Annotated in this window: 21 protein-coding genes and 1 tRNA gene; 17 read left to right on the plus strand and 5 right to left on the minus strand. The window is 70.8% G+C overall.

The window, feature by feature from the left end; all coding sequences use genetic code 11:
• Positions 1 to 79: 79 nt before the first annotated feature.
• The 10 genes from mfd to SJY14_RS05850 all read left to right on the plus strand — a co-directional run bounded on the left by mfd (position 80) and on the right by SJY14_RS05850 (position 12,575).
• A complete protein-coding gene (gene mfd, locus SJY14_RS05805; protein ID WP_071257049.1) occupies positions 80 to 3,691 on the plus strand; it encodes a transcription-repair coupling factor in 3,612 nt (1,203 codons plus the stop codon).
• A gap of 2 nt (positions 3,692 to 3,693) precedes the next feature.
• Complete coding sequence (locus SJY14_RS05810; RefSeq protein ID WP_071257012.1) at positions 3,694 to 4,605, plus strand: MazG nucleotide pyrophosphohydrolase domain-containing protein; 912 nt, start codon at positions 3,694 to 3,696, stop codon at positions 4,603 to 4,605.
• Between the two features lie 307 nt (positions 4,606 to 4,912).
• Positions 4,913 to 5,494 carry a TetR/AcrR family transcriptional regulator gene (locus SJY14_RS05815; RefSeq protein WP_396600048.1) on the plus strand — a complete coding sequence of 194 codons (582 nt, stop codon included), beginning with the start codon at positions 4,913 to 4,915 and terminating at the stop codon, positions 5,492 to 5,494.
• A gap of 253 nt (positions 5,495 to 5,747) precedes the next feature.
• The gene (hisS, locus tag SJY14_RS05820) at positions 5,748 to 6,989 is read left to right on the plus strand and encodes a histidine--tRNA ligase (RefSeq protein ID WP_071257014.1); all 1,242 of its coding nucleotides are present in this window, start codon (positions 5,748 to 5,750) and stop codon (positions 6,987 to 6,989) included.
• A 102-nt stretch (positions 6,990 to 7,091) separates the two neighbouring features.
• Positions 7,092 to 8,372, plus strand: coding sequence for a phosphopyruvate hydratase (eno, locus tag SJY14_RS05825; protein ID WP_055974185.1), 1,281 nt, complete (start codon positions 7,092 to 7,094; stop codon positions 8,370 to 8,372).
• 85 nt (positions 8,373 to 8,457) lie between these two features.
• Positions 8,458 to 9,015, plus strand: a complete 558-nt coding sequence (locus tag SJY14_RS05830) for a septum formation initiator family protein (RefSeq protein ID WP_071257015.1) — start codon at positions 8,458 to 8,460, stop codon at positions 9,013 to 9,015.
• On the plus strand, positions 9,012 to 9,569 hold the full coding sequence (locus SJY14_RS05835; protein ID WP_071257017.1) for a DUF501 domain-containing protein: 558 nt from the start codon (positions 9,012 to 9,014) through the stop codon (positions 9,567 to 9,569). Before SJY14_RS05830 ends, SJY14_RS05835 begins: the two co-directional genes overlap by 4 nt.
• 5 nt (positions 9,570 to 9,574) lie before the next feature.
• Positions 9,575 to 10,822 carry a S8 family serine peptidase gene (locus SJY14_RS05840; protein ID WP_071257018.1) on the plus strand — a complete coding sequence of 416 codons (1,248 nt, stop codon included), beginning with the start codon at positions 9,575 to 9,577 and terminating at the stop codon, positions 10,820 to 10,822.
• 39 nt (positions 10,823 to 10,861) lie between these two features.
• Complete coding sequence (locus SJY14_RS05845) at positions 10,862 to 12,424, plus strand: NAD(P)/FAD-dependent oxidoreductase (RefSeq protein WP_396600049.1); 1,563 nt, start codon at positions 10,862 to 10,864, stop codon at positions 12,422 to 12,424.
• Between the two features lie 77 nt (positions 12,425 to 12,501).
• A tRNA-Leu gene (locus tag SJY14_RS05850) sits at positions 12,502 to 12,575 on the plus strand.
• A 602-nt stretch (positions 12,576 to 13,177) separates the two neighbouring features.
• Here SJY14_RS05850 and SJY14_RS05855 read toward each other — a convergent pair.
• Positions 13,178 to 15,310: a hypothetical protein gene (locus SJY14_RS05855; RefSeq protein WP_396600050.1), complete on the minus strand. Its 2,133-nt coding sequence runs from the start codon at positions 15,308 to 15,310 to the stop codon at positions 13,178 to 13,180.
• A gap of 312 nt (positions 15,311 to 15,622) precedes the next feature.
• Here SJY14_RS05855 and SJY14_RS05860 point away from each other — a divergent pair, with 312 nt between their 5' ends.
• The gene (locus tag SJY14_RS05860) at positions 15,623 to 16,204 is read left to right on the plus strand and encodes a LemA family protein (RefSeq protein WP_071257020.1); all 582 of its coding nucleotides are present in this window, start codon (positions 15,623 to 15,625) and stop codon (positions 16,202 to 16,204) included.
• A gap of 25 nt (positions 16,205 to 16,229) precedes the next feature.
• Positions 16,230 to 17,135, plus strand: coding sequence for a M48 family metalloprotease (locus tag SJY14_RS05865; protein ID WP_396600051.1), 906 nt, complete (start codon positions 16,230 to 16,232; stop codon positions 17,133 to 17,135).
• Here SJY14_RS05865 and SJY14_RS05870 read toward each other — a convergent pair.
• Positions 17,132 to 18,388 (minus strand): winged helix-turn-helix domain-containing protein, encoded by a 1,257-nt coding sequence (locus tag SJY14_RS05870; RefSeq protein WP_071257022.1) that lies wholly within the window; start codon positions 18,386 to 18,388, stop codon positions 17,132 to 17,134. The genes SJY14_RS05865 and SJY14_RS05870 overlap by 4 nt on opposite strands.
• Before the next feature lie 130 nt (positions 18,389 to 18,518).
• On the opposite strand from SJY14_RS05870, the gene SJY14_RS05875 reads away from it, so the two are divergent.
• Together SJY14_RS05875 and ilvA are read left to right on the plus strand one after the other, a co-directional pair.
• The gene (locus SJY14_RS05875; RefSeq protein ID WP_396600052.1) at positions 18,519 to 19,694 is read left to right on the plus strand and encodes an AI-2E family transporter; all 1,176 of its coding nucleotides are present in this window, start codon (positions 18,519 to 18,521) and stop codon (positions 19,692 to 19,694) included.
• Positions 19,687 to 20,925 (plus strand): threonine ammonia-lyase, encoded by a 1,239-nt coding sequence (gene ilvA, locus SJY14_RS05880; RefSeq protein ID WP_396600053.1) that lies wholly within the window; start codon positions 19,687 to 19,689, stop codon positions 20,923 to 20,925. Before SJY14_RS05875 ends, ilvA begins: the two co-directional genes overlap by 8 nt.
• A gap of 302 nt (positions 20,926 to 21,227) precedes the next feature.
• Here ilvA and greA read toward each other — a convergent pair whose 3' ends face one another.
• Together greA and SJY14_RS05890 are read right to left on the minus strand one after the other, a co-directional pair.
• Positions 21,228 to 21,719 (minus strand): transcription elongation factor GreA, encoded by a 492-nt coding sequence (greA, locus tag SJY14_RS05885; RefSeq protein WP_056048805.1) that lies wholly within the window; start codon positions 21,717 to 21,719, stop codon positions 21,228 to 21,230.
• A gap of 142 nt (positions 21,720 to 21,861) precedes the next feature.
• Positions 21,862 to 22,284 (minus strand): DUF4307 domain-containing protein, encoded by a 423-nt coding sequence (locus SJY14_RS05890; RefSeq protein WP_396600054.1) that lies wholly within the window; start codon positions 22,282 to 22,284, stop codon positions 21,862 to 21,864.
• A 92-nt stretch (positions 22,285 to 22,376) separates the two neighbouring features.
• Between SJY14_RS05890 and mca the strand changes: the two genes are divergently transcribed.
• Together mca and SJY14_RS05900 are read left to right on the plus strand one after the other, a co-directional pair.
• Entirely contained in the window at positions 22,377 to 23,267 is an 891-nt protein-coding gene (mca, locus tag SJY14_RS05895) for a mycothiol conjugate amidase Mca (protein ID WP_200925277.1), read from the plus strand.
• Positions 23,264 to 23,632, plus strand: coding sequence for a hypothetical protein (locus SJY14_RS05900; RefSeq protein WP_396600055.1), 369 nt, complete (start codon positions 23,264 to 23,266; stop codon positions 23,630 to 23,632). Before mca ends, SJY14_RS05900 begins: the two co-directional genes overlap by 4 nt.
• Positions 23,633 to 23,690: 58 nt before the next feature.
• Here SJY14_RS05900 and SJY14_RS05905 read toward each other — a convergent pair whose 3' ends face one another.
• Positions 23,691 to 24,449, minus strand: coding sequence for a hemolysin III family protein (locus tag SJY14_RS05905; RefSeq protein ID WP_396600056.1), 759 nt, complete (start codon positions 24,447 to 24,449; stop codon positions 23,691 to 23,693).
• Between the two features lie 84 nt (positions 24,450 to 24,533).
• Between SJY14_RS05905 and SJY14_RS05910 the strand changes: the two genes are divergently transcribed.
• Complete coding sequence (locus tag SJY14_RS05910) at positions 24,534 to 25,322, plus strand: isoprenyl transferase (protein WP_396600057.1); 789 nt, start codon at positions 24,534 to 24,536, stop codon at positions 25,320 to 25,322.
• Positions 25,323 to 25,347 lie beyond the last annotated feature (25 nt).

Below are 25,347 nucleotides of genomic sequence, written 5' to 3' on the forward strand. Positions count from 1 at the left end.
CCCGCCTCGGGCCCTGTCCCGGTGTCGCCGTCAGCGAACCCCGGCCGCGGTGTCGGTGGTGCCGCGTAACATCGTGCGGGTGATACTCGCGGGCTTGATCCAGGCGCTCTCGCGCGCCTCCACGTTCTCCGCGGCCCTCGACCGGGCCGCTCGCAGCACCGACTTCTCGGTCGTCGACGGCCTCCGCGTCCCGTTGCTCGCGGGCTTGCTCGACCGTCGCGAGGGTCCGCAGGCGATGCTGGTCGTCACCGCCACGGGCCGCGAGTCCGAGGCGGTCCGGGGGTCGCTCGACAGTTACCTGCCCGAGGCCGAGATCATCGAGTTCCCCGCGTGGGAGACCCTGCCGCACGAACGCCTCAGCCCCAGCGCCGAGACGGTCGGCAAGCGCATCCACGCCCTGCGACGCCTCGCCATCTGGCAGCGCGAGGCGGCCGAGGCGCCCGGCTCCGTGCGGCCGATCGTCGTCGTCGCCGGTGTGCGCGCGGCTCTCCAGCCGCTCAGCGACAACCTCGTCGAGCTCGACCCCGTGCGGCTCACCGTCGGAGAACGCGGGCACGACCTCTCGGGCATCGCCGTCCATCTCGTCGACCTGGCGTACGCCCGGGTCGACATGGTCACCCGCCGGGGCGAGTTCGCCGTCCGTGGCGGCATCCTCGACGTCTTCCCGCCCACGGCCGAGCACCCCGTCCGCGTCGACTTCTTCGGCGACGAGGTCGACCAGATCCGTCGCTTCTCGGTGGCCGACCAGCGCAGCCTCGACGGCGAGGTCTCGTCGGTCGAGCTGCCTCCGAGCCGCGAGATGCTGCTGACCGAGCCCGTCCGTCAACGCGCCCGCGAGATGCAGCACGAGTTCCCGAGCCTCTCCCAGATGCTCGCCAAGATCGCCGAGGGCATCCCGGTCGAGGGCATGGAGAGCCTGGCGCCCGCGCTCGTGCACCGGCTGGTGCCGGTGACGCACTACCTTCCGGCCGGCGCCTCCATCGTCGTCCTCTCGCCCGAGCGGGTGGTGTCGCGCGCGCAGAGTCTGGCCGACACCAACCGCGAGTTCCTGTCGGCCGCCTGGAACGCCGCGACCGCCGGTGCCGAGGCGCCGATCGACCTCGACTCGGGCGACTTCCTCAGCCTCCGCGACCTGCGGGAGGCGGCCGGCGACAGGTCGTGGTTCACGATGAGCGGCTTCGACTCGGGCGAGGTCCTGTCCGACGACGAGGCCGTCGCGTCGGCCGGTGACTACGTGCGGGTCGACGCCGCCGTCGTGCCGAGCTTCAGCGGCCACGCCGAGGGAGCCCTCGAGCACGTCGTCGAGCGCGTGCGTGACGGCTGGTCCGTCGTCGTCACGGCCCGCGGCACAGGCCTCGTCGAGCGTGCTCGCGACGTGCTCGCCGAGCGCGAGGTCGCCGCGCGCCTCGAAGAGAACCTGCCCGACACCCTCGAACCCGGTGTCGTCCACCTCGTGGCCGGTGGCGTCGAGGCCGGATTCGAGCTCTTCGAGTCCAAGATCGCCGTCCTCGGCGAGTCCGACTTCTACGGCCGTTCGGCGAACTACGACTCGCGTCAGGTGAAGAAGCTCGCGACCCGACGCAAGAACGTCGTCGACCCCCTGCAGCTCAAGCCGGGCGACGTCGTCGTGCACTCGACCCACGGCATCGGCAAGTTCCTCGAGCTCACCAGTCGCGAGGTGTCGAGCGGCGGGAAGAACGCGGTCAAGCACTCCCGCGAGTACCTCGTGCTCGAGTACGCACCCTCGAAGCGCGGTTATCCCGGCGACAAGCTGTACGTCCCGACCGACCAGCTCGACCTGCTCAGCCGCTACGTGGGGGGTGAGGCCCCGTCGCTCAGCAAGATGGGTGGCGGCGACTGGGCGGCCGCCAAGGGCAAGGCGCGCAAGGCCGTCCGCGACATCGCCGTCGAGCTCGTCAAGTTGTACTCGGCCCGCATGGCGAGCAAGGGCCACGCGTTCCCGCCCGACACCCCCTGGCAGCGCGAGCTCGAAGAGGCCTTCCCGTTCGCCGAGACCCCCGACCAGCTGACGACCATCGACGAGATCAAGGCCGACATGGAGCGCCCGATCCCGATGGACCGCCTGCTCTCGGGCGACGTCGGCTACGGCAAGACCGAGGTCGCCGTCCGCGCGGCGTTCAAGGCCATCCAAGACGGCAAGCAGGTCGTGATGCTCGTGCCGACGACCCTGCTCGTGAAGCAGCACTTCGACACGTTCAGCGACCGATTCGCCGGATTCCCCGTGCACCTCCGCAGCCTCAGCCGGTTCCAGACGGCCAAAGAGTCGAAAGAGACGATCGCCGGGCTCGGCGACGGCACGGTCGACATGGTCATCGGCACGCACCGGCTGCTCAGCGAGAGCATCTCGTACAAGGACGTGGGCCTCGTCATCATCGACGAAGAGCAACGTTTCGGCGTCGAGCACAAGGACGCCCTCAAGAAGCTCAAGACGAACGTCGACATCCTGGCCATGTCGGCGACCCCGATTCCGCGGTCGCTCGAGATGGCCGTGACGGGCATCCGCGAGATGTCGACCCTGGCCACCCCGCCCGAGGACCGCCACCCGATCCTGACCTTCGTCGGCCCCGAGAGCGACCGACAGAAAGCCGCGGCGATCCGGCGCGAGCTGCTCCGCGAGGGGCAGGTGTTCTACGTGCACAACCGCGTGTCGAGCATCAACCGCATCGCGGCCCAGATCGCCGAGCTGGTGCCCGAGGCCCGCGTCGCCGTCGCCCACGGTCAGATGGCCGAGTCGACGCTCGAGCAGGTCATGGTCGACTTCTGGGAGCGCAAGTTCGACGTCCTCGTCTCGACCACCATCATCGAGACCGGCCTCGACATCGCCAACGCCAACACGTTGATCATCGACCGGGCCGACAAGTACGGGCTCAGCCAGTTGCACCAGCTGCGCGGTCGGGTGGGTCGAGGCCGAGAGCGCGGCTACGCGTACTTCCTCTACGACGCCGACAAGCCGCTCAGCGAGACCGCCCAAGACCGGCTCGAGACGATCGCCGCCAACAACGAGCTCGGCGCGGGCATGCAGGTCGCCCTGAAAGACCTCGAGATCCGCGGGGCCGGCAACCTGCTCGGCGGCGAGCAGTCCGGGCACATCGCCGGTGTCGGCTTCGACCTGTACCTGCGCATGATCGGTGAGGCCGTCAGCTCGTTCCGCGGTGACGTCGCCGAGGGGCAGACCGAGCTGCGGCTCGAACTGCCGGTCGACGCCCACGTGCCCGAAGAGTACGTCGAGAGCGAGCGACTGCGCCTCGAGGCCTACCAGAAGCTCTCGACGGCCAGCTCGCCCACCTCGACCGACGACCAGATCGACTCGGTGCTCGACGAACTCACCGACCGCTACGGCGAGCCCCCGGCACCCGTGCTCGCCCTGATCGAGGTCTCGCGCCTGCGCCGCGCGGCCCAGAAGGCAGGCCTCAGCGAGGTGGTCGTCATGGGCAGCAACCTGCGTGTCGCCGGCATCGATCTGCCCGACAGCATGCAGGTCCGGCTGCAGCGCATGTACCCGGGTGCGCGGTGGTTCGCGCAGGCGAACGCCGTCAGCGTGCCCCTGCCGCGCGCTCACGGGCAGGCGCCGAGCGACGACGAGCTGATCGTCTGGGTCGAGCAGCTCCTGTCGGCGATCTACTCCGCCCCGGTCGCCCGTCCGGCGACCGACACGGCCGCGGCGAACTGACCGTGTCGACCCGGCGGGCGGGCGGCACCCCGGACGAGGAGGCGCGAGGCGGTCTCGAGCCCGGGGCAGGTGCCCGACTCGACGAGCTCGTCGGCGTGGTCGACGCCCTCCTTGCCGACGAGGGCGGGTGCGCCTGGAACAGGGCGCAGACCCCTCGATCCCTCGTGACCTACCTCGTCGAAGAGACCTACGAACTCGTCGAGGCGATCGAGGACGGCACCGTCGACGACCTCCGGGAAGAGCTCGGGGACGTGCTCTACCAGGTGGTCTTGCACAGCGCTCTGGCTGCGCGCGCCTCCTCGGGGTCGTTCGAGCTCGCCGACGTCGTCCACGACGTCGCCGAGAAGACCGTGCGGCGTCATCCTCACGTGTTCGGGGCCGACCGGGCCGACGGGGTCGACGACATCGTCCGTCTCTGGTCGGCGGCGAAGGCCGTCGAGAAGTCGCAGCGGACGAGTGCCTACGACGGTGTGCCGGTCGGGCAGCCGGCTCTCGCCCGGGCCCAGAAGCTCGACGCGCGTCGGGCGGCCGCGGGCGCGGCACGGCCTGCGGCGGATCATGTGCCGACCTCGACCTCGACCTCGACCTCGACGTCGGACTCGGACGACCCCGTCGCCCGAGCCGGGTCGAGCGAGCTCGCCTGGGGCAGGGCACTGCTCGCGCGGGTCGACGACGCCACCGACCGTGGCATCGACGCCGAGCGTGCCCTTCGGGCGGCCGTGCGCGAACGCGAGACGCTGCTTCGGCGAGATGAGGCGGGGCCGGCCCAGACTGGACCGGCCGAGGCGGGACCGGCCCAGACTGGACCGGCCCAGACTGGACCGGCCCAGGCGGGACCGGCAGAGCACGAATCGTCCGAACATGAGGCATCTGAGGACGCCCCGGACGAGCAGGTGCCCCCTCAACCCGAATGAGGGGGCACCTCGGCGTCGCCTGCTCAACCCGAATGAGCGGCGAGGCCGGCGCTCGTCCACCAGCGGATCGGCCCGAGGGGCAGCGACCCGGCGGAGACTGAGTGGTGTCATCAATGTAGAGGATGAGTCCTGACATGTCAAAAGACGACATGTCGGTCCGCCGATCGTCCGGGTTCGGGGCGTCCCGAGGGCGCTGAGGCTGTCGGTCGACCGACCGGTCGGCCACGGCAGACGTCTGTTATGGTCCACTACGACGACGGCGACCGCGCAGGGCGAGTACGACTCGTCGGCACGAAGGAGCGGCACCATGCCTCGCAAGCCTGATCCCACCCGCAAGCCCGAACTCCTCGGTCAGATCCTCGAGCACCTCCGGGGTCGTTCCCTCGCCACCGTGTCGTTCCGCACCTTGGCCGAGGCTCTCGGGGTCAGCACGTACGTCTTCGTCTACCACTTCGGCAACCGGGCAGAGCTCGTCGCCGAGATCGTCCGTGCCGTCGTCGCCCGCAACGACGCCCTGCTCACGGTTGCGGTCTCGGAGCTCGATCGCGAGGCGTTCAGCAAGCACCTGGCGAAGGTCTGGCACGACGTCTCCACCGAGCGGGGACGTGACCTGCATCGCCTCGAGCTTGAGGCGGCTCTGCTCGAGACCGTGGCGGGCGAGGCCGATGGCACCGCCCGCGGGGCGGTCGGTCGGTGGGTCGACCACGTCGCCGACTGGCTCTCGGCGAACGCGGTGCCGCCGGCGGAGGCCAAGGTCGCGGCGCGGGTCTTCGTCGATGCGCTCTTCGGTCTGCAGTACGACGCCATCGTCTCGGGTGACGGACGTCGAGCTTCCGCGGCGTACAAGCAGGCGGTTGAGATCCTGGTCTCGCGCGTCCCTCAGCGCTGACCTGGCTGGCTCGGGTCACGGAGGGGGAGGGGCCTGATGGTCTCGGCAGGGTGTCCGGTGAATCGGAGCCGGGCCGAGCGCATGGCGCCCGACCCGGCCCGGGCCCTCACCGCAGGGAAGGGAGGGCCTCGAGGTGTGACCGACACGCAACCCGATTCGCGCCGACCACCCGAAGAAACCCTAACGTAGAATGTGACATGCCTGCAAGTCGGTCCCGACGTCGGGGACTCGACGTCTCTGGGATGATGTCCTCATGCCGACCCCCGTCAACCCGCCGCGCGGCATGCGCGACCACCTGCCCGCCGACAAGAGGCGACGCGAGGGCGTCCTCTCGGTCATCCGGGGCGTCTACCGCTCCTACGGCTTCGACGAGATCGAGACGCCCGTCGTCGAAGAGAGCTCGCGCCTCCATTCGGGCCTGGGGGGCGACAACGAGAAGCAGGTCTTCGCCGTTCTCCGGCGGGGCCTCGACCTCGACGACCTGCGGTCGGCCGAGAGCGTGCTCGGACTCGCCGATCTGGGGCTCCGCTTCGACCTCACGGTGCCGCTCGCACGCTTCTACGCGTCGCACCGAGCCGAGCTGCCGACGGTCTTCCGCTCCGTGCAGATCGCCCCGGTGTGGCGGGCCGAGCGTCCGCAGAAGGGGCGCTACCGCCAGTTCGTCCAGTGCGACATCGACGTCCTGGGCGAGGCCGGGCCCCTGGCCGAGATCGAACTGATCCAGGCCACGACCGCCGTGCTCGACGCCCTCGGTCTCACCGGGACGACGATCCGCGTGAACGACCGCCGCATCCTGCTGGCGATGCTCGCGCACTGGGACGTGCCCGAAGCGCTCACCGACCAGGCGCTGATCGTCGTCGACAAGCTCGACAAGATCGGCGTCGACGGCGTCGTGGCCGAACTCGTCGACCTCGGAGTCACCACTCCCGGTCTCGGCGAGGCGCTCACCCAGCTCGCCGGGGCCTCCTGGGCCACCGGTGAGGCCGACGACGCGCCGTGGCTCGACCGCGCGGCGTTCGCCGACCTGGTCGCGCTGCGTGAGGCGTTGCCGGGATCGACCCTCCGGTTCGATCCGACCCTGGTCCGTGGCATGGGCTACTACACGGGCACGATCTTCGAGATCGCCCACCCCGACGTGCCCTACTCGCTCGGCGGCGGCGGTCGATACGACGGCATGATCGGTCGTTTCCTCGGCAGCGACGTGCCCGCGGCCGGTTTCTCGCTGGGGTTCGAACGCCTCGTCGACCTGGTGACCCTCGAGGCAGACGGCGACGAGGGTCTCGCGCTGCTCTACGACAAGAAGGTCGAACCGGTCGAGTTGCTCGCCCTGCAGCGAGCGCTGCTGGCGGGCGGCGAGCGACGCGTGCGCCTCGAGAAGAAGGCCAAGAACTTCACCAACCAGCTCGACGGCCTGGCGGCGGCGGGCTTCGGCCGGTTCGTGACCGTGCGAGGGGGCGAGTCGGTGGCCGACCTCGAGGTCCGTACGATCGGCTGATCGTCGCCGACGGCTCCTCACCACGAACCAGGGCAGGAGGCGCGGCTAAGCTGGGCCGCGGACCTCGCGTCCCCAGACGAACGACTACTAAGGAGCTCTCCAGTGGCAGCAATCGACGCCGTAGGCGCCCGCGAAATCCTCGACTCGCGGGGCAACCCCACCGTCGAGGTCGAGGTCTTGCTCGAGGACGGCACGGTGTCGCGTGCGGCCGTCCCCTCGGGTGCATCGACCGGGGCCTTCGAGGCCTACGAGCTGCGTGACGGCGACAAGAGCCGTTACCTCGGCAAGGGCGTGCTCAAGGCCGTCGCCGCCGTCATCGACGAGATCGGCCCCGAGGTCGAGGGTCTCGACGCCACCGACCAGCGCCTGATCGACCAGGCCATGATCGAGCTCGACGGCACCGACAACAAGAAGCGCCTCGGCGCGAACGCCATCCTCGGCGTCTCGCTGGCCGTGGCCCGCGCGGCGGCCGACTCGGCCGACCTGCCCCTGTTCCGCTACCTCGGTGGGCCGAACGCGCACACGCTGCCCGTCCCCATGCTCAACGTGATCAACGGCGGTTCGCACGCCGACAGCAACGTCGACATCCAGGAGTTCATGATCCTGCCGGTCGGCGCGTCCTCGTTCGCCGAGGCGTTGCAGTGGGGCGCCGAGACGTACCACGCCCTCAAGAGCGAGCTCAAGGCCAAGGGGCTCTCGACCGGTCTGGGCGACGAGGGTGGCTTCGCGCCGAACCTCGACAGCAACCGTGCCGCGCTCGACCTGCTCGTCGAGGCGATCACCAAGGCCGGCTTCACCCCCGGCAAAGACCTCGCCCTGGGCCTCGACGTGGCCTCGAGCGAGTTCTACGCCGACGGCAGCTACACCTTCGAGGGCGAGAAGCGCGACTCGGCCTTCCTCGCGAACTACTACGCCGACCTCGTCGCGTCGTACCCCCTCGTCACCATCGAGGACCCGCTCGACGAAGACGACTGGGAGGGCTGGGCCCACCTCACGAGCGAGATCGGCTCGAAGACGCAGATCGTCGGCGACGACCTGTTCGTCACGAACCCCGAGCGCCTCGCCAGGGGCATCAAGGCCGGCGCCGCCAACTCGATCCTCGTCAAGGTCAACCAGATCGGCACGCTGACCGAGTCGCTCGACGCCGTGGCGCTCGCCCAGCGCAGCGGCTACACGACCGTCCTCTCGCACCGTTCGGGTGAGACCGAGGACACCACGATCGCCGACCTCGCCGTCGCGACCGACGCGGGCCAGATCAAGACCGGCGCACCCGCCCGCAGCGAGCGCGTCGCGAAGTACAACCAGCTCCTCCGCATCGAAGAAGAACTCGGCGACGCCGCGGTCTACGCCGGGTACAGCGCGTTCCCGCGCTTCTCCGCCTGACGCGACCCGCGCCTCCTTGGGGCCCGTCCTGCTCGCGCGGGGCGGGCCTCCGTCGTTCCCCAGAGACGTCGTTTAGGCTCGTCGCATGCCCCGTGAGACCGCGAACCGCCGTGTGCCGGTGAACCTGCCGACCGGCGAGACGCCGACGGGCCACTGGCTGCGCTCCATCCGGTTCTCGGGATTCAGCGTGCTCATGCTGGTCATCCTCGTCATGTTCGTCGTCATCCTCGCCCCGTCGTTGCGCACCCTGATCCAGCAGCAGCAGCAGATCGCCGCCCTGCAGGACGACGTCCAGCAGCAGGAGCAGTCCGTCGACGAGTTGAAGGGGGACGTCGCGCGGTGGAGCGATCCGGCGTACATCGAGGCGCAGGCGCGCGACCGCCTGCTCTACGTCTACCCCGGCGAGTACAGCTACCTCGTCATGGGCGACGACGCGGCTCAGACCCCCGGCACGGCTCCGGGCACCGGCACGGCGATCAGCGATTCGCTGCAGACGCCCCAGGTCGACTGGGTGGCGGCCATGACGGCCTCGGTGCTCGACGCCGGCCTCAGCGACGAACCCGCGACCGAACTCGTCGCCCCCGACATCAGCGGCAGCCAGGTGCCCGCCCCGACCTCCGAGCAGACAGGTGGCACGCCGTGACCACGCCCCCCTTCGACCCCGTCACCGACCACGACGTCCGCGTCGTGACGGCCCAGCTCGGGCGCCCCGCGCGCGACGTGATCGGCATCGCCGCGCGCTGCGTCTGCGGTGCACCCACCGTCGTGGCGACGAGACCACGTCTCACCGACGGCACGCCCTTCCCGACGCTCTACTACCTGTGCCACCCCGGTGCGACGGCCGCCGTGTCGACCCTCGAGGCCACCGGGGTGATGGCCGAGTTCACCGACCTCCTCGAGTCCGACCCCGAGTTGCGAGGCCGGTACCAGGCCGCACACGAGGCGTACCTGGCCGACCGCGAGGGCATCGAACACGTCGACGAGATCGACCACGTGACGGCCGGCGGCATGCCCGAGCGGATCAAGTGCCTGCACGCCCTGGTCGGCCACTCGTTGGCCGCCGGGCCGGGCGTCAACCCGTTCGGCGACCTCGCCCTCGAGCGGGCGTCCTGGAGTCCCGATGTGTGCCGGTGCCCCGACTTCCTGGCCGACGACCAGCCGTCCGTCGCCGTTCCCGCGATCGGCGGGGGAGCCTGACGCGCGTGCGCCGATCCGGGGGGTTCGTGGTGGCGATCGTGCTGGGGGCCCTGGTCGCCGCCGTCGTGCCGGCGTCGGCCGCGTCGGCCGATCAGGTGCGCGACGCCGAGTACTGGCTCGCCGACTACGGCATCCAGAGGGCGTGGCAGACGACACGTGGTGCGGGGACGACCGTGGCCGTGATCGACACCGGCGTCGATTCGTCGGTGCGTGAACTCCAGGGCGCCGTCGTCGGCGGCACCGACGTCTCGGGGCTCGGCTCGCCCGACGGCCAGACGCCGGTGGGCGAGGACCCCAACCACGGCACTCTGGTCGGGTCGATGGTCGCGGGCCGCGGCACCGGGTCCGGCGACGGCGTGATCGGGGTCGCGCCCGAGGCCGACCTGCTCTCGGTGTCGGTGGGCTTCGGCTCGACGGCCGTGGACTCCGACGACCAGATCGCCCGAGCCGTGCGCTGGGCGGTCGACGCCGGGGCGGACGTCATCAACATGTCCCTGACCCGCAACACGCTCGACTGGCCGACCAGTTGGGACGACGCCTTCCTCTACGCCATGCAGCACGACGTCGTCGTCGTCGCCGCGGCCGGCAACCGCGGCAGCGGGACGACCGAGGTGGGTGCGCCGGCGACGATGCCGGGCGTCCTGACCGTCGCCGGGGTGGACCGACAGGGGACGGCGAGCTTCGACGCGTCGAGTCAGGGCATCACGATCGGCGTGGCCGCTCCCAGCGAAGACCTCGTGGGTGTCGGTCCCGGCGACGTCCACTACAGCTGGAGCGGCACGAGCGGGGCCACACCTCTCGTCGCGGGCATCGTCGCACTCGTGCGTAGTGCCCACCCCGAGCTGGACGCCGACGACGTCATCAATCGCGTCGTGGCGACGGCCACCCCGAAGGGGACCACGTCGCCCGATCCCCTGTACGGCTACGGGCTCGTCGACGCCGCGGCGGCCGTCGACGCCTCGGTGCCGACGGTCGCCGAGAACCCGATGGGCGACCTGGCCGAGTGGATCCGCCTGCACCGTCGGGCGGACGTGCCGGCGCCGTCGGCGCAGGCGACGAACCCGGCCGTCGAGGCGCCCGTGCCGACGCCGGTGACCGATCCGGGTCAGCCGTTGGCGGTCCTGCTGCCCACCGTCGAGACCATGAGGTCCACGGGCATCCCCTTGATCGTCTTCACGGTGTTCGGCGGAGCGGCCGTCCTCGTCGCCGTCGGCGCGGTCCGCCAGTTCAGGCGTGCGCGGCGGTCGGGGTAAGGTCGTCTGCGACACCCCCACCTCAAGGAGACATTCGCCGTGCCCAAAATCCTCATCGTCGGCGGCGGCTACGCCGGTTTCTACACCGCCTGGAAGCTCGAGAAGTGGCTGCGCGCGGGTGAGGCCGAGGTCACGATCGTCGACCCGCTGCCCTACATGACGTACCAGCCGTTCCTGCCCGAGGTGGCCGCCGGGTCGATCGAGCCCCGCCACGCGGTCGTCGCCCTCCGACGCCACCTCAAGAAGACCAACGTCGTCACGGCCAAGGTCACCGGCGTGGACCACGCCTCCAGGACCGCCACCATCACGCCCGAGGTGGGCGACGCCTGGACGATGCAGTACGACCAGATCGTCATGACGGCCGGTGCCGTGTCCCGCACCTTCCCGATCCCCGGCGTCGCCGACGAGGCCATCGGCCTCAAGACCATCGAAGAGGCCGCCGCGATCCGCGACAAGGTGCTCACGAACTTCCAGAAGGCGGCGAACCTGCCGGCCGGTCCCGAGCGCGACCGCCTGCTCACGGTCGTCGTCGTCGGCGGTGGCTTCGCCGGCATCGAGGTCTTCGCCGAACTGCGCAGCTTTGCCAGCGACCTGCTCAAGAACTACCCCGACCTCACCATCGACGACACGCACTTCCACCTCGTCGAGGCGATGGGCCGCATCATGCCCGAGGTCTCGCTCGAGACGAGCCACTGGGTGCTCAAGAACCTCGCCGAGCGCGCCGCCACGGTCCACCTCGACACGCAGCTGCAGTCGGCGGTCGGCGGCAAGATCGAACTGTCCACCGGTGAGTCGTTCGAGTCCGACCTCATCGTCTGGACGGCCGGCGTCATGGCCAACCCGATGGTCCGTGGCACCGACTTCCCGCTCGAGCAGCGCGGACGCATCACCGTCAAGGCCGACCTGCGCATCGTCGACGGCGAGACCGTCGTCCCCGACGCCTGGGCCTGTGGCGACGTAGCCGCCACCCCCGACCTCACCGGGAAGGGCGTGGGCGGGTTCTGCGTCCCGAACGCGCAGCACGCCGTCCGCATGGGCAAGCGCCTCGCGAAGAACATCGTCGCGTCGCTCCGCGGCGAGGGGCTCGTCGACTACAAGCACGAGAACCTCGGTGCCGTGGCCGGCCTCGGTCTGAACGTCGGAGTCTTCCAGAGCGGCAAGTTCGCCATGAAGGGCTTCCCGGCCTGGGCCGCCCACCGTGGCTACCACGGCATGGCCATGCCCTCGTTCGAGCGCAAGTTCCGCGTCGTGGGCGGCTGGTGGAACAACTTCTGGTTGGGGCGCGACATCGTCTCGCTCGACAACCGTGAGCGTCCCCGGGCAGCCTTCGAAGAGTTCGCCTCGCGTCCCAAGCCGGCCGTCGAGACGCCCGCCGAGGCAGCCGCGCCCGCATCCGTCGGTGCCGGTCAGCCCGCCGGTGAGGCCGGTCCCGCGTACGCGAACCCGGTCGAAGACGACGGCACGGCGAAGAAGGGCACGGCCGAAGGGGGCGAGGCCGCCGCGAAGGCTCCTCGCAAGGCTCCCGCCCGCAAGCCCGCCGCCAAGAAGACGGCCGCCGGCGAGACGACCGCTGCGACCGACGGGGTGCCCGCCTCCGAGTGACCCTCGAGCACGTCCGAGACGCCCGCCCGCTGCCTGCAGCGTGGCGGGCGTCCGCGTCTCGTAGGCTGGTCCCTCGGGCCCCCGTAGCCCAATCGGCAGAGGCAGGCGACTTAAAATCGCTTCAGTCAGGGTTCGAGTCCCTGCGGGGGCACCTGCGCCCAGTGGCGGAACGGGTGCACCTGCTCCGCCGCCGGACGGGCCCGCCCGTGCCTGCGACTACCTGCGGAACGCAGCCTCGTGTCGTCGACCTCGCCCGCGCCTCCTGATCGCGGCTGCGCCTGTCGCCCGCCCGCCACGCCCTACCCGCCGGCCCGGCCCGGCCCGGCGCGGCCCGGCCCGGTCCGTCGAGCCTCGTGCCGCCAGCGCCCTCGCGCGCGTCGGTAACTCAGGAGATCGGCGTGCTCGGGGGCGCGCAGCGCCCGCTGCGGTGTCGTTCTGCTGAGTTGCCGTCTTAGGGCGGGGCCTGGTCCGGAGGCCACTCCGCCTCGGCGTCCGCCGCGCCCCGTCCCGTCCCGCCGCGCCGCGCCCCGCCCCGCCCCGCCCCGTCTGCGCGTTGTCGGCAACTCAGCAGATCGGCGCATTCGCGGGCCCGGCGAGGGCGTTCGTGCGTCGTTTTCCTGAGTTGCCGACGGCGACGGTCGCAGGTTGCGCGGCGCGGCGCGACGCCGGACCGCAGTCAGCGGAGCCGCCGTCATCGGGCTGGCGGTCGGCCGGGCCCGCAGTGATCGCGTCCGACGGCAGGGGCGCGCCGGGTCAGGCGTCCTCGGTGCTGACCTCGACGAAGGACGTCCAGAGCCAGACCGCGACGCAGAGGCCTGCCGTGACGGCGGCGGCGACGACCGCCCCTCCGACCGGGAACGACGAGGGGCCGCCTGTGAGCACGGCGGCGGCAGCGGCCACGCCGACCACTGTGAGCCCCACGTGCAGCGGGCGCGACCAGGCCCAGATCCGACGACCCGGCAGGGAGGCCACCGGGACCAGCGCCAGCACGAGGGACCCGAGCCCGGTCAGGCACACCGTCGCACTCGTCTCGAGGGCCAGCTCGGTGACGAACCCGCCGGTGGCCGGCAGGGCCCCGTGGACGGCCCAGGCCGCGGCCGACACGGCCACCAGGGCGACGACCTGGACGAGCGCCAGCAGCCCCGCCTCGCGATCGTCCACCGCGTCGGTCCGGCCGTGGCGCGCCGGTGACCGGGGCGCTGCGGCGATGCTGCCGACGAGCACCACCCCGAGCACGAGGGGAGGGTCGAGGCCGAGCAGCCGGGTGACCGCACACGCGACGACGGCGACGAGAAGGAGGCGCGGTGACATGCGGACGCGTGCCTCGCGCTCCCGCGAGCGCGCCATCAGCCGAGTGGGGACGACGACGGCGAGCAGGTTGACCAGGGCGACCCCGATCACGATCCCGGCGAACAGACGCGCGTAGCGGACCTCGTCGTCGAGGCCGGCTGCCAGCCCGACCACGGCGGCCCCGGCGGCGACGGTCAGCCCGGCGGCGAGGCGAGGGTCGAGCGTGGCGGTCGAGAAGGACGTGGGGAGTTCACGGCGTCGGTTGCGGCCGGTGAGTCGCGGGCCACGAGGCGCCAGCCGACCTCGAAGTGCCGTGGCCAACAGGCGTGCCGGCGCGACGACGAGCAGGACGAACGCTGCCGCGAGGCCCAGAGCGAGCAACCATCCCGTACCGGTCATCGTCTGGCCGAGGGAGGGCAGGTCGCGGCCGAAGGTCGTCGCCGCCGCCCAGGAATCGGTCGTCGGCGTGGTCGCCTCGGGCAGGCCCCCGCCGTCGTCGCCCGGGTTGCCTCCCGAGCCGTCTCCGGGCGCCGGCCCCCCGGGCGTGCCGGGGGACGGCTCGGTCGGGACGGTCGGACCGCCCGACGCACCGGGCCCCGGTGCCGGTGCGGCCGAGGACGAAGGAGGCGCGGGTTGCGCGGTCGACGAGACCACCGTGATCGAGATACCCGCGCTGGGAGCCCCCACGTTCACCGCCGCGTCGATCTGAGCGGCCTGGACCACGTGCTTCCCGTCGGGGAGCGCCGCGTCGGACGACGTGCAGCGCCACGATCCACCGGTGACCGCGGCCTGGCAGACGGGGGTGCTGTCGACGTAGGCGGTCACGGTCGCACCGTCTTCTCCCGTTCCCGCGAACGCGAGCGGCTGCGTGGCGACTCGTTCGCCGGCTCGGGGCGCGGAGACGACGGGGGCGGCGGGCGCGTCGCGATCGATGGTGACGGCCACGCCGGTCGAGGTCGCCGACCGGGGCACGGCGGGAACGGAGTCCGAGGACTGTGACGCCGTGACCGTGTACCTGCCGGTCGGCCAGGTCGTGGACGGGAGCACGGCGGACCATGCCCCGGATCCGTCGGCCGTCACCGAGACCGGCGCCGCGCCTCCGTCGACGGTCACGCGGGCACCCGCGAAGGCGGTGCCTGCGACCTTGCCGCCGATGGCGGGTCCGCCCTGGACCGTCGGTGGGCCGAGCACCGAGAACGGAGCGCTGATCGCGTCGCCGACGACGGCCGAGTTCGTGACGTCGCGGACCGTGAGGGTCTGGTCGGCGCCGTCCTGGAGTGTCACCGTGCACGACCAGGGGACGCCGGTCGTGCCTCCGGTGGGCAGGGCGACCTCGCAGAGGGCTCGACTGGGGACGCGGGGGTCGAGCACCCTCACGGTGGCTCCGGGCGTGCCCGTGCCGCCGACCACGACGGAGTTCACGTCCTGGTCGCCGACGTCGCCGATGGTCGGTGCGACCGGTGCGGGATCGGGCTGGCCGGTCGACGGGGCGGGCGTGGGTGTGGGCGCGCCCGTAGGGCTGCCTGCGGCGTGGGCACCGACGCCGGCCCACAGGGTGAGCGAGAGACCGAGCACGACCGCCGCGAGGGTCGACACGACGCGTCGCCCGCGTCGCGGCACGACCAAGAGCCGTCCGTCGACCGAGGTCGGCGGACGCGTCGGATGCAGGGTCGGCGACTCGAACACTGTGACCCATTCAGCACGTTCTCGGGGTACAAGTCAATCCGTTGCGCGGGGGAGATGCCCGGACGAGCGCTCGTCGGGAGTCTGCTCCGAGATCTCTCGACGGGCAGGGAGCCCACATGCAGCGCATTTATAGTGTCCAACGGCCCCCGACGACCCGACCAAGGTCGCGGGCGACCATCCGGCGCCCGCCGTCATCGGTCCACCACCTAGGAGTGACACGTCATGCAACCGGCCACGATCGGCATCCTGGTAGCAGTAGGCATCATCGTCCTGCTCGCGGTCATCATCGGCATCTACCTCTGGGCCACCTACAACTCGTTGGTGACCCTCAAGGTGCGCGTCGACGAGGCGTGGAGCGACATCACGATCCAGCTCAAACGCCGGGCCGACCTGATCCCCAACATCATCGAGGCGGTCAAGGGATACGCCTCGCACGAATCGTCGGTGTTCCAGAACGTGACCGCGGCGCGTGCCGAGACCATCGGAGCCGGCACACCGGCCGAAGCGTCGGCTGCCGAGGGGCACATGCAGACCGCCCTGAAGAGCATCTTCGCCGTGGCCGAGGCCTACCCTCAGCTCCAGGCGAGCCAGAACTTCCTCCAGTTGCAGTCCGAACTTGTCGACACCGAGGACAAGATCCAGGCCGCCCGCCGCTTCTACAACGGCGGGGTGCGCGAGTTCAACACCAAGAACCGGGTCTTCCCCAATTCGCTCTTCGCGAAGCGTCTCGGCTTCAGCGAGCGGGACTTCTTCGAGGTCTCCGAGCCCTCGGCCATCGCCGAGCCGCCGCGCGTCCAGTTCTGACCCAGCCCGAGTCGTTCTCGACACCATGTACTCCGCGATCTCGCGCAACAAGCGCAACACCGTCTTCATCGTCCTGATCTTCCTCGTGATCATCGGAGCGCTGGGGTTCGCCGCGAGCGCCATCTGGAACAACGGGTCGATCGGTTTCCTGGTGCTCGGCGGTGCCGCGGTCTACGCGCTGATCCAGTACTTCGCCGCCAGCGGGCAGGCGCTCTCGATGAGCAACGCCCAGCAGGTCGACGGCGTGACGGCTCCGCGCCTCTACCGCACGGTCGAGAACCTCAGCATCACGATGGGCATGCCGATGCCCAAGGTCTACGTGGTGGTCGATCCGGCCCCCAACGCCTTCGCCACGGGGCGCGACCCCGACCACGCGGTCGTCGCCGCCACGACGGGCTTGCTCGAGATCATGGACGACTCCGAGCTGCAGGGTGTGATGGCTCACGAACTCGGTCATGTCAAGAACTACGACATCCGGGTGTCGACCATGGTGTTCGGCCTCGTCGTCGCCGTGGGTTTCCTCGCCGACGTCCTGTTGCGCATGTCGTTCTTCAGCGCCCTGTCCGGTGGCAACCGCAACTCCAACAACAACGGTGGTGGCGGCGGGAACCCCGTGTTCCTCGTGCTCGGTCTGGCGGCCATGATCATCGCCCCGCTGGCCGCGGCAGGCGTCCAGGCGGCCGTCTCGCGTCAGCGCGAGTACCTCGCCGACGCCACCGGGGCGTTGACGACGCGATACCCCGAGGGTCTCGCCCGAGCCCTCGAGAAGCTCGGCGCCTACGGTCGGCCCATGCAGCAGCAGAACACCTCGATGTCCCACCTCTGGATCAGCGATCCGATGAAGCCCGGCGTGATGGACCGGCTCTTCAGCACCCACCCTCCACTCGCCGACCGCGTCCAGCGGCTGCGGCAGAACGCCGGCACCTTCTAGTCGAGGTGGCGGATCGCCACGTCGGCGTCCGAATCGGCACGGCCCGCCAGCGTCGCGCGGAGGACGCCTGCCAGGTCTCCGCGGTCGGCGACCTCGACCGAGTCCAACCCCTGCCAGGCCGCTGCTCGGCGCAGCGTCGTCGCGAGCCGCTCGACGTCGATCGGGAGGTCGCGCTCGCGCCATGCCGACTGCACCCGCAAGACGCCCGCCTGACGATCGCTCTTGAGGTCCACCCGCCCCACGAGTCGGTCGTCTTGCAGGACGGGCAGCACGTAGTAGCCGTGCACTCGCTTCTCGCGGGGGGTGTAGATCTCGATCCGATAGTGGAAGTCGAAGAGTCGTTCGGCCCGGGGCCGGTGCCAGACCACGGGGTCGAACGGCGACAACACGGCGTCGGCCTCGAGTCGGCGGGGCACGCGGGCGTCTCGATGCAGCCACGCGGTCGCGCCCCAGCCCGGGACGACCACGGGCTCGACGACTCCTTCGTCGTGCAGCTCGCGCAGGGCAGGCGCGACGTCCGCGGCCTTGAGCCGGAAGTAGTCGGCGAGGTCGGAGGCCGTCGCCACCCCGGAGGCGCGGGCCGCGTGGGCGACGAGGCGACGGTGGGCGTCGTGGCGGTCGACGTCCACGGCCAGCACCTCGGCCGCGAGCACCTGTTCGGGTAGCGCGTACACGCGCTCGAACCGCCGACGCCCGGCGCTGACCAGGGCACCGGTGCGGAACAACGACTCGAGGCCGCGTTTGACGTCACCCCACCCCCACCACGGGCCGGTCCGGTCGGGCTGCGGGAAGACGGCGGCGTCGGCCTCGACCAGGCTCGCGGGCAACGGGCCCTTGTCGCGGATCTCGTCGAGCAGCCAGCGCTCCATGCGGGGGCTCGTCGACAACCACGACGAGGCGTCGCCCCGCCACTTGGCCTCGTAGTCGCGCATGCGCCAACGCAGCAAGGGCCATGTGGTCACCGGGACGATGGCCGCCTCGTGGGCCCAGTACTCGACGTACCGTCCGCGGGGAGCGAACGTGAGGCGGTCGAGGGTCGCCCGGTCGTAGGAGCCGAGGCGGGCGAACGCGGGCAGGTAGTGGCTGCGCTCGAACACGTTCACCGAGTCGATCTGCAGCAGGCCGAGGCGGTCGACGAGACCGTTCAGCTGGCGCGTTCCCGGGCGCACGGAGCCGTCGACGGGGCTGCCGAAGCCCTGGGCCGCCAGGACCACGCGTCGGGCCTGGGCGGGGGAGAGCTGCTGACGGGGCACGCGGACGACTGTAGCGACGGCCACCGACAGGCGCCGCGCCTCCTCGTGTCGTCTCGTCCCCGAGGACACATGCTCGCAACGGCATGTGGGCGGGTAGATGACCGGCCTCGCAGGGCCATAAACTGACGCGATGATCTGGCGGAACCGCCCCACGCGCGGCGACGAGACGCAGGGCGACGCGGTGAGCGGAAGCACGGCCGTCGCCGATCCGTCCGTGCCCCGGGGCATGGTCATCGCCGGGGCGTGGTCGTGGCGCATCCTGCTGCTCGTGGCGGTGGCCGGCGTCCTCGTCTGGCTGGTCACCCAGCTGAGGGTCATCGTCATCCCCTTCCTGGTGGCCCTGCTGATCTCCGCCCTGCTCGTTCCGCTGTCGGGGTGGTTGCAGCGGCACGGCTGGCCCAAGTGGCTGGCGGTCGTGTCGGTCCTGGTGGGGTTCTTCGTGTCGGTCTCCGGCCTGCTGCTGCTGGTCGTGCTCCAGATCGTCGACGGCTGGCCCTCGTTGCGTGATCGATCGATCGCCTCGTACGGCGACTTCAAGGACTTCCTGCTCACGTCGCCGTTGCACCTGACCGAGGCCCAGATCAACGGGTACGTGTCCGACGCCGTCGCCGCCATCCAACAAGACAGCCAGCCGCTCGTGCGGGGGGCCCTCTCGGTCGGGTCGACCGCGGGGCACGTGGGTGCGGGGCTCGTGCTCGGGCTCTTCGCGACGATCTTCCTGCTCATCGGCGGGGCCGAGATCTGGCGTTGGGTCGTCAGGCTCTTCCCCCGGGTCTCGCGTCCGGCGATCGACGGGGCGGGCCGTGCCGGGTGGCTCACCCTGACGAACTTTGTCAAGGTGCAGATCTTCGTCGCGTTCGTCGACGCCGTGGGCATCGGTCTGGGGGCGTTCTTCCTCGGCCTGCCCCTGGTGGCGCCGATCGCGATCGCGGTGTTCCTCGGGTCGTTCGTGCCCGTCGTGGGTGCGGTCGCGACCGGGGCGGTCGCCGTCGTCATCGCGCTCGTCTACAACGGCTGGGTCGTCGCCCTGCTCATGCTCGCCGTGGTCATCCTCGTGCAGCAGATCGAGGGGCACCTGCTGCAACCCTTCGTCATGGGCAGCGCCGTCAAGGTGCACCCGTTGGCCGTCGTCTTCGCCGTCGCGGCCGGTACCCTGGTCGCCGGAATCCCCGGCGCCCTCTTCGCGGTCCCGTTCGTGGCCGTGCTGAACGTCATGATCACCTACGTCGCTAGGGGCACGTGGCGGCAACAGCCACGACCCGTCGAACACGACGTCACGCAGCCCGGAGGCCTCACCGATGTCTGAACGCACCCTGGCCGGTCCCACCCTCGTCGAGATCGAGGAGGCGCGAGATCGCGTCTCGCAGGTCGTCCGAGTCACCCCGATGGAGACCTCGCAGTACCTCGCCGAGGTGCTCGGTTCGCGGGTGCACCTCAAGTGCGAGAACCTGCAGCGCACCGGGTCGTACAAGATCCGAGGCGCCTACAACCGCCTGACCCAGCTGACCGACGCCGAGAAGGCGCGCGGGGTCGTCGCGGCCTCGGCCGGCAACCACGCTCAGGGTGTCGCCCTGGCCGCCCGCGAGCTCGGCATCGCGGCCACGATCTTCATGCCCGTCGGCGTGGCCCTGCCCAAACTGCAGGCGACGCGACACTACGGCGCCGACGTCGTCCTCCGGGGGCACACGGTCGAGCAGTCGCTCCGGGCGGCGCAAGAGTTCTCCGACACGACCGGAGCCGTGTTCATCCCACCGTTCGACCACGCCGACGTCGTCGCCGGCCAGGGCACCCTGGGACTCGAGATCCTCGAGCAGGTGCCCGACGTCGACACCGTGATCGTGCCCGTCGGCGGGGGCGGGTTGGCGGCCGGCGTGGCGAGCGCCCTGAAGCAGAGAGCGGCACTCACCGGTCGTGACGTCCGGATCATCGGTGTGCAGGCGGCCAACGCCGCCCCCTATGCCGTCTCGATGAAGCTCGGCGTGCGGACCGACATCGACGCCCAGCCCACGATCGCGGACGGCATCGCCGTCGCGAAGCCCGGCGTGCTCAACTTCGAGATCATCCGCGACACGGTCGACGAGATCGTCACGGTCAGCGACGACGACACGGCCCGGGCGATGCTCGTGTTGCTCGAGCGCGCGAAGCTCGTCGTCGAAGCCGCGGGTGCCGTGGGCATCGCAGCCATCCTCACCGAGCAGGTGCGCGACCTCGGCACGACCGTGGTGATCCTCAGCGGCGGCAACATCGACCCGCTCATGATGGAGCGCGTGATCGGTCGCGGCCTCGCGGCCGCCGCCCGTTACGTCAAGCTGCGCATCGGCATGCCCGACCGTCCCGGCCAGCTGACCCGGGTGAGCGAGGTGCTCTCCGACGCCAACGCCAACGTGGTCGAGGTGCTGCACACCCGCCACGGTCGCGGTCTCCAGATCAGCGAGGTCGAGCTGGAGCTCAGCGTCGAGACGCGCGGCCCCGACCACGTCGAAGAGGTGCTGCAACGGCTTCGCGACGCCGGGTACGAGCCCAACGTCGACTTCTGAACCGCCTCTGCGAGACGCGACCCGCGCCTCCTGACGCGACGCGCGCCTCCTGACGCGACGCGCGCCTCCTGACGCGACGCGCGCCTCCTGACGCGACCCGCGCCTCCTGACCCGCGCCGCGCCTCCTACGGGCCTGTCTCCCTGTCGGCAACTCAGGAGAACGACGACACGCGGGCGCGGGACGGACGTTCCGGACGTCGTCCTCCGGAGTCGTCGACATCCGCGACGGCGATCGTCGCCACGGGTCCCGGGACGACGAAGGCCCCCGCTCCGGTCGAGCGGGGGCCTTCGAGTCGGGCGACCTACGGCTGGTAGGTCTCGACGTTCGTGATCGACACCGAGATGTCCTTGCCGTTCGGGGCGGTGTAGCTGGTCGTCGTTCCGACCTTCAGGCCGTTGATGGCCTGCCCGAGCGGGCTGGTCTCGCTGTAGACCGAGAGGTCGCTGCCGGCGGCGATGATCTCGCGGTTGCCGAGCAGGAACGTGCTCTCGTCGCCGGCGATCGTCGCCGTGACGACGGTGCCCGGTCCGACGATGCCGTCGGCGGCCGTCGAGTCGCCGACCGTCGCGTGCTTCAGCAGGTTGATCAGCGTGCGGATGCGCGCCTCCATCTTGCCCTGCTCGTCCTTGGCGGCGTGGTAGCCGCCGTTCTCCTTCAGGTCGCCCTCTTCGCGCGCGGCCTCGATGCGCGACGCGATCTCACGACGTCCCTCGCCGCTGAGGGTGTCGAGCTCGGCCTGCAGACGGTCGCGGGCGTCCGTCGTGAGCCAGGTGGTCTCGTTGTCAGTGCTCATGGTGTCTCCGTTTCGTGCGGCGGCCGAACCCGGTCGGGCGATCCGAGCCGAGGAGGCGCGGTGCCGGGAGCCGGGGCGAGGTCGCCCACCGAAAAAAGGAGACCGGCCGAGTGGCCGGTCTCGTCGTGCGATTCTGAGCAGTCTAGGGAAGCCAGCACCGGTAGATCAAGCCCGTGACCGCCCGTTCCGACGTCGCGAGCGAGGTCGTGTAGGTCACCGAGCGCTGCTCGGAGGCGGGCAGGTGCACGATCTTCCAGCCGACGACCGCGAAGCCGCTGTTCTGGGCCTCGACCGCACAATCGACCGCCTCGCCCGTGTCCGCGGTGACGGTGTACTGCACCTCGACGGCGCGGTCGGAGGTCACCTGGTACCCCACGTCGGCGGATTCGAGCTGGGACGAGGTGCCGTCGAACGCGGCGAAGACGACCCAGGCCGCGAAGACGACGACGAAGGCGACGGCCATCGAGAGCCCCACGACGAGGCGGCGGCGCCGACCCCGCGGGGAACGTCCGTACCGGGCGTCGAGGCGCGACGAGGGTGAGGTGACACGGGGCGTGGACGTCACGCGGATCTCCGTCCGATTAACACGCGGATCTCCGTCCGATTAAGCTGTCCCCAGGGTAGCAACGTCTGCCCGGCACACATTGCGAGGAAGAATTGACCCTGCGCCTGCTGGCGGTCCACGCCCACCCCGACGACGAGTCCAGCAAGGGCTCGGCGACCTACGCCTACTACCGCAGCTTCGGCGTCGACGTCCTGGTCGTGAGCTGCACAGGCGGCGAGCAGGGGTCGATCCTCAACGAGCAGCTCGAGGCCCGCGCTCACGCCGAGCGAGACATCGCGGGCCTGCGCGTGCACGAGATGGCGGCCGCCCAGGCGGCCATGGGCATCGACCACCTGTGGCTCGGCTACGCCGACTCGGGGCTTCCGGCCGAGGGTGAGTCGGTCGCGGTGAACTCGTTCTCGACCATCCCGCTCGAGATCAGCGCCGAGCCGCTCGTCGCGATCATCCGCCGGTTCAAGCCCCAGGTGCTGGTGACCTACGACGAGAACGGCGGCTACCCGCACCCCGACCACATCCGCACGCACGAGATCTCGATGGCCGCCTACCGTGACGCCTCCGACCCCGAGCGCTACCCGGCCACCGGCGACGCCTGGCAGATCGACAAGGTCTACTACGACCGCATGTTCAGTGCCGGACGCATCGGCGCGATGATCACGCACCTGCGCGAGAGCGACCCCGAGTCGCCCCTCATCGAGTCGCTGACCGAGATGCTGGCCCGCTTCAGCGACCGTCCCGACCTGGCCACGACCCGCGTGCCGGTCTCCGACTTCTTCCCCGTGCGCGATGCCGCCCTCCGGTCGCACGCCAGCCAGGTGCCGCTCGACAGCGCCTTCTTCTTCTGGCCCCACGACCTGCAGGTGGCCGCCTGGCCCACCGAGGACTTCCAACTCGTCGAGTCGAACGTCGAGTCCGACCTGCCCGAGGACGACCTGTTCGCGGGCGTCGTCGACCCCGAGACCGGCCTCGTCGGGGTGCAGCGATGAGCGCGCTCTCCGACTCGGTGCTCACGGTCACGACCCGTCTGCTCGCCCAGCCGCAGACGCCCGACCCGACCCTGCCGCCGTCGACCATCCCCGACGAGGCCGTCACGCCCGGCGTCTGGGGTTTCGTCGCCATCGCGTTCGTCGCGATCGCGACGGTGCTGATCGTCGTCGACATGACCCGACGGGTCCGCCGTACCCGTTACCGCGGCGAGGTGCGGGAGCGCATCCAGGCCGAGCGCGACGAAGCGACCCTGGCGGCTGCGGCGCTCGACGACGAAGAACTCCCCGGAGACGCCGATCGGCGGGCTCGCCCCGTCGAGGGCGACCTCGACGACGACCGCAGGAGGCGCGAGGGCGACTCGTGACCGACGCGACCGGTGCCGGGGCGGCCACCCGCGCCTCCTCGGCTCGGGTGACGTCGCCCTAGAAGGTCGGCGGGTCCAGGGCGACGAGCAGGATGCCCGTCCAGTGGCAGAGGTACGCCAGCACCGTCATGGTGTGGAACAGCTCGTGGAATCCGAAGTGCCCCGGTACGGGGTTCGGTCTCTTGATGCCGTAGAAGACGGCGCCCGCGATGTAGAGGGCACCGCCGACCAGCACGAGCACCATCATCGCGACGTTCGCATCGAGCAGGTCGACGATGAAGCCCAACGCGCCGACGCCCAGCAGGACGTAGAGCGGCACGTACAACCATCGTGGCGCGTTCAGGAAGAACACCCGGAAGAGGATGCCGAGCACGGCGCCCGTCCAGACGAGCACGAGCAGGGTGACGCCCTTCGACGGCGGCAGGGCGATGACGGCGATGGGCGTGTAGGTGCCGGCGATCAACAGGAAGATGTTGGCGTGGTCGAGGCGCTTGAGGAAGCGTTTCGCGTTCGGGCTCCACGGGAAGCGGTGGTAGGTCGCCGAGATGCCGAAGAGCAGGAGCGACGTCGTCATGAAGACGGCGCAGGCCCAGGTCGCCGCCACGCCCTGAGCGAGGACGACGAGAACGATGCCGGTCGCGATCGCCACCGGGAACGTGGCCGCGTGGATCCAGCCACGCCAGCTCGGTTTGCGCTCGATCCCGGGGTAAGCGAGGGCGTCGTCGAGCAACGGCAGGTTCGGGATGTCGGCCTCGTCGGCCCGGTCGGCCTCGTCGGCCCGGAAGCCCGCGCGATCTCCGTCGGTGTGGCTGCTCATGGGCCGAGCCTAGGGGAGCGTCCGAGGAGGCGGGCTGAGAATCGTCGGCTCTGTGGAGGGCCCGCCGTGGGCTACCGTAGCCCTGTGAAAAAGCGCCGTCCTTCTCCCCTCGCCAGGGGAGTCCTGTACGGCCTCTACCAGAACCGAATCCGCCGCAGCCTCGACGGTCAAGAGCTGCCGCACCACGTCGCGATGATCGTCGACGGCAACCGGCGATGGGCCAAGCAACGCATGCTCGAGACGGCCGCCCACGGGCACCGCGCGGGTGCGGCGAAGATCAGTGAGTTCCTCACCTGGTGTGACGACCTCGGCATCAAGGTGGTCACGCTCTACCTGCTCTCGGCCGACAACCTCGGCAACCGCCAGTCCGACGAGTTGACCGAGCTCTTCGGCATCATCGGCGACGTCGCCGACGAGCTCTCGCACCAGCGGGACTGGCGCGTGCAACACGTCGGCGCGACCGACGACCTGCCGCCGTCCCTCTGCTCGGCCCTCCGCGAGGCCCAGGCCCGCACCGCCGACAAGACGGGGCTCCACGTGAACCTGGCCGTCGGCTACGGCGGGCGGCGTGAGATCGCCGACGCCATGCGCAGCATCGTGCGGGCGCACGACGCCGCGGGGGGCACGCTCGACGCCCTCGCCGAGGTCCTCACCCCCGAGCTCATCGCCGACCACCTCTACACCGGCGGCCAACCCGACCCCGACCTGGTGATCCGCACGTCGGGCGAGCAACGGTTGAGCGACTTCATGCTCTGGCAGAGCGCCCACAGCGAGTTCTACTTCGTCGAGGCCTTCTACCCCGACCTGCGCGAGGTCGACTTCCTGCGGGCCGTGCGCGACTTCGCCCTCCGGCACCGCCGCTACGGCAGCTGACGCAGGCGCGCCTGCTGTCTCGGTG

The organism is Frigoribacterium sp. R86507 (assembly GCF_044597695.1).
Classification (GTDB): domain Bacteria; phylum Actinomycetota; class Actinomycetes; order Actinomycetales; family Microbacteriaceae; genus Frigoribacterium.

Excerpts from the sequence above, each read along its gene's own strand:
- SJY14_RS05815 (WP_396600048.1), top strand. The coding sequence starts at position 4,913 with ATGCCTCGCAAGCCTGATCCCACCCGCAAGCCCGAACTCCTCGGTCAG.
- hisS (WP_071257014.1), top strand. The coding sequence starts at position 5,748 with ATGCCGACCCCCGTCAACCCGCCGCGCGGCATGCGCGACCACCTGCCC.
- SJY14_RS05830 (WP_071257015.1), top strand. The coding sequence starts at position 8,458 with ATGCCCCGTGAGACCGCGAACCGCCGTGTGCCGGTGAACCTGCCGACC.
- SJY14_RS05860 (WP_071257020.1), top strand. The coding sequence starts at position 15,623 with ATGCAACCGGCCACGATCGGCATCCTGGTAGCAGTAGGCATCATCGTC.
- SJY14_RS05865 (WP_396600051.1), top strand. The coding sequence starts at position 16,230 with ATGTACTCCGCGATCTCGCGCAACAAGCGCAACACCGTCTTCATCGTC.
- SJY14_RS05875 (WP_396600052.1), top strand. The coding sequence starts at position 18,519 with ATGATCTGGCGGAACCGCCCCACGCGCGGCGACGAGACGCAGGGCGAC.
- ilvA (WP_396600053.1), top strand. The coding sequence starts at position 19,687 with ATGTCTGAACGCACCCTGGCCGGTCCCACCCTCGTCGAGATCGAGGAG.
- greA (WP_056048805.1), bottom strand. The coding sequence starts at position 21,719 with ATGAGCACTGACAACGAGACCACCTGGCTCACGACGGACGCCCGCGAC.
- SJY14_RS05900 (WP_396600055.1), top strand. The coding sequence starts at position 23,264 with ATGAGCGCGCTCTCCGACTCGGTGCTCACGGTCACGACCCGTCTGCTC.
- SJY14_RS05905 (WP_396600056.1), bottom strand. The coding sequence starts at position 24,449 with ATGAGCAGCCACACCGACGGAGATCGCGCGGGCTTCCGGGCCGACGAG.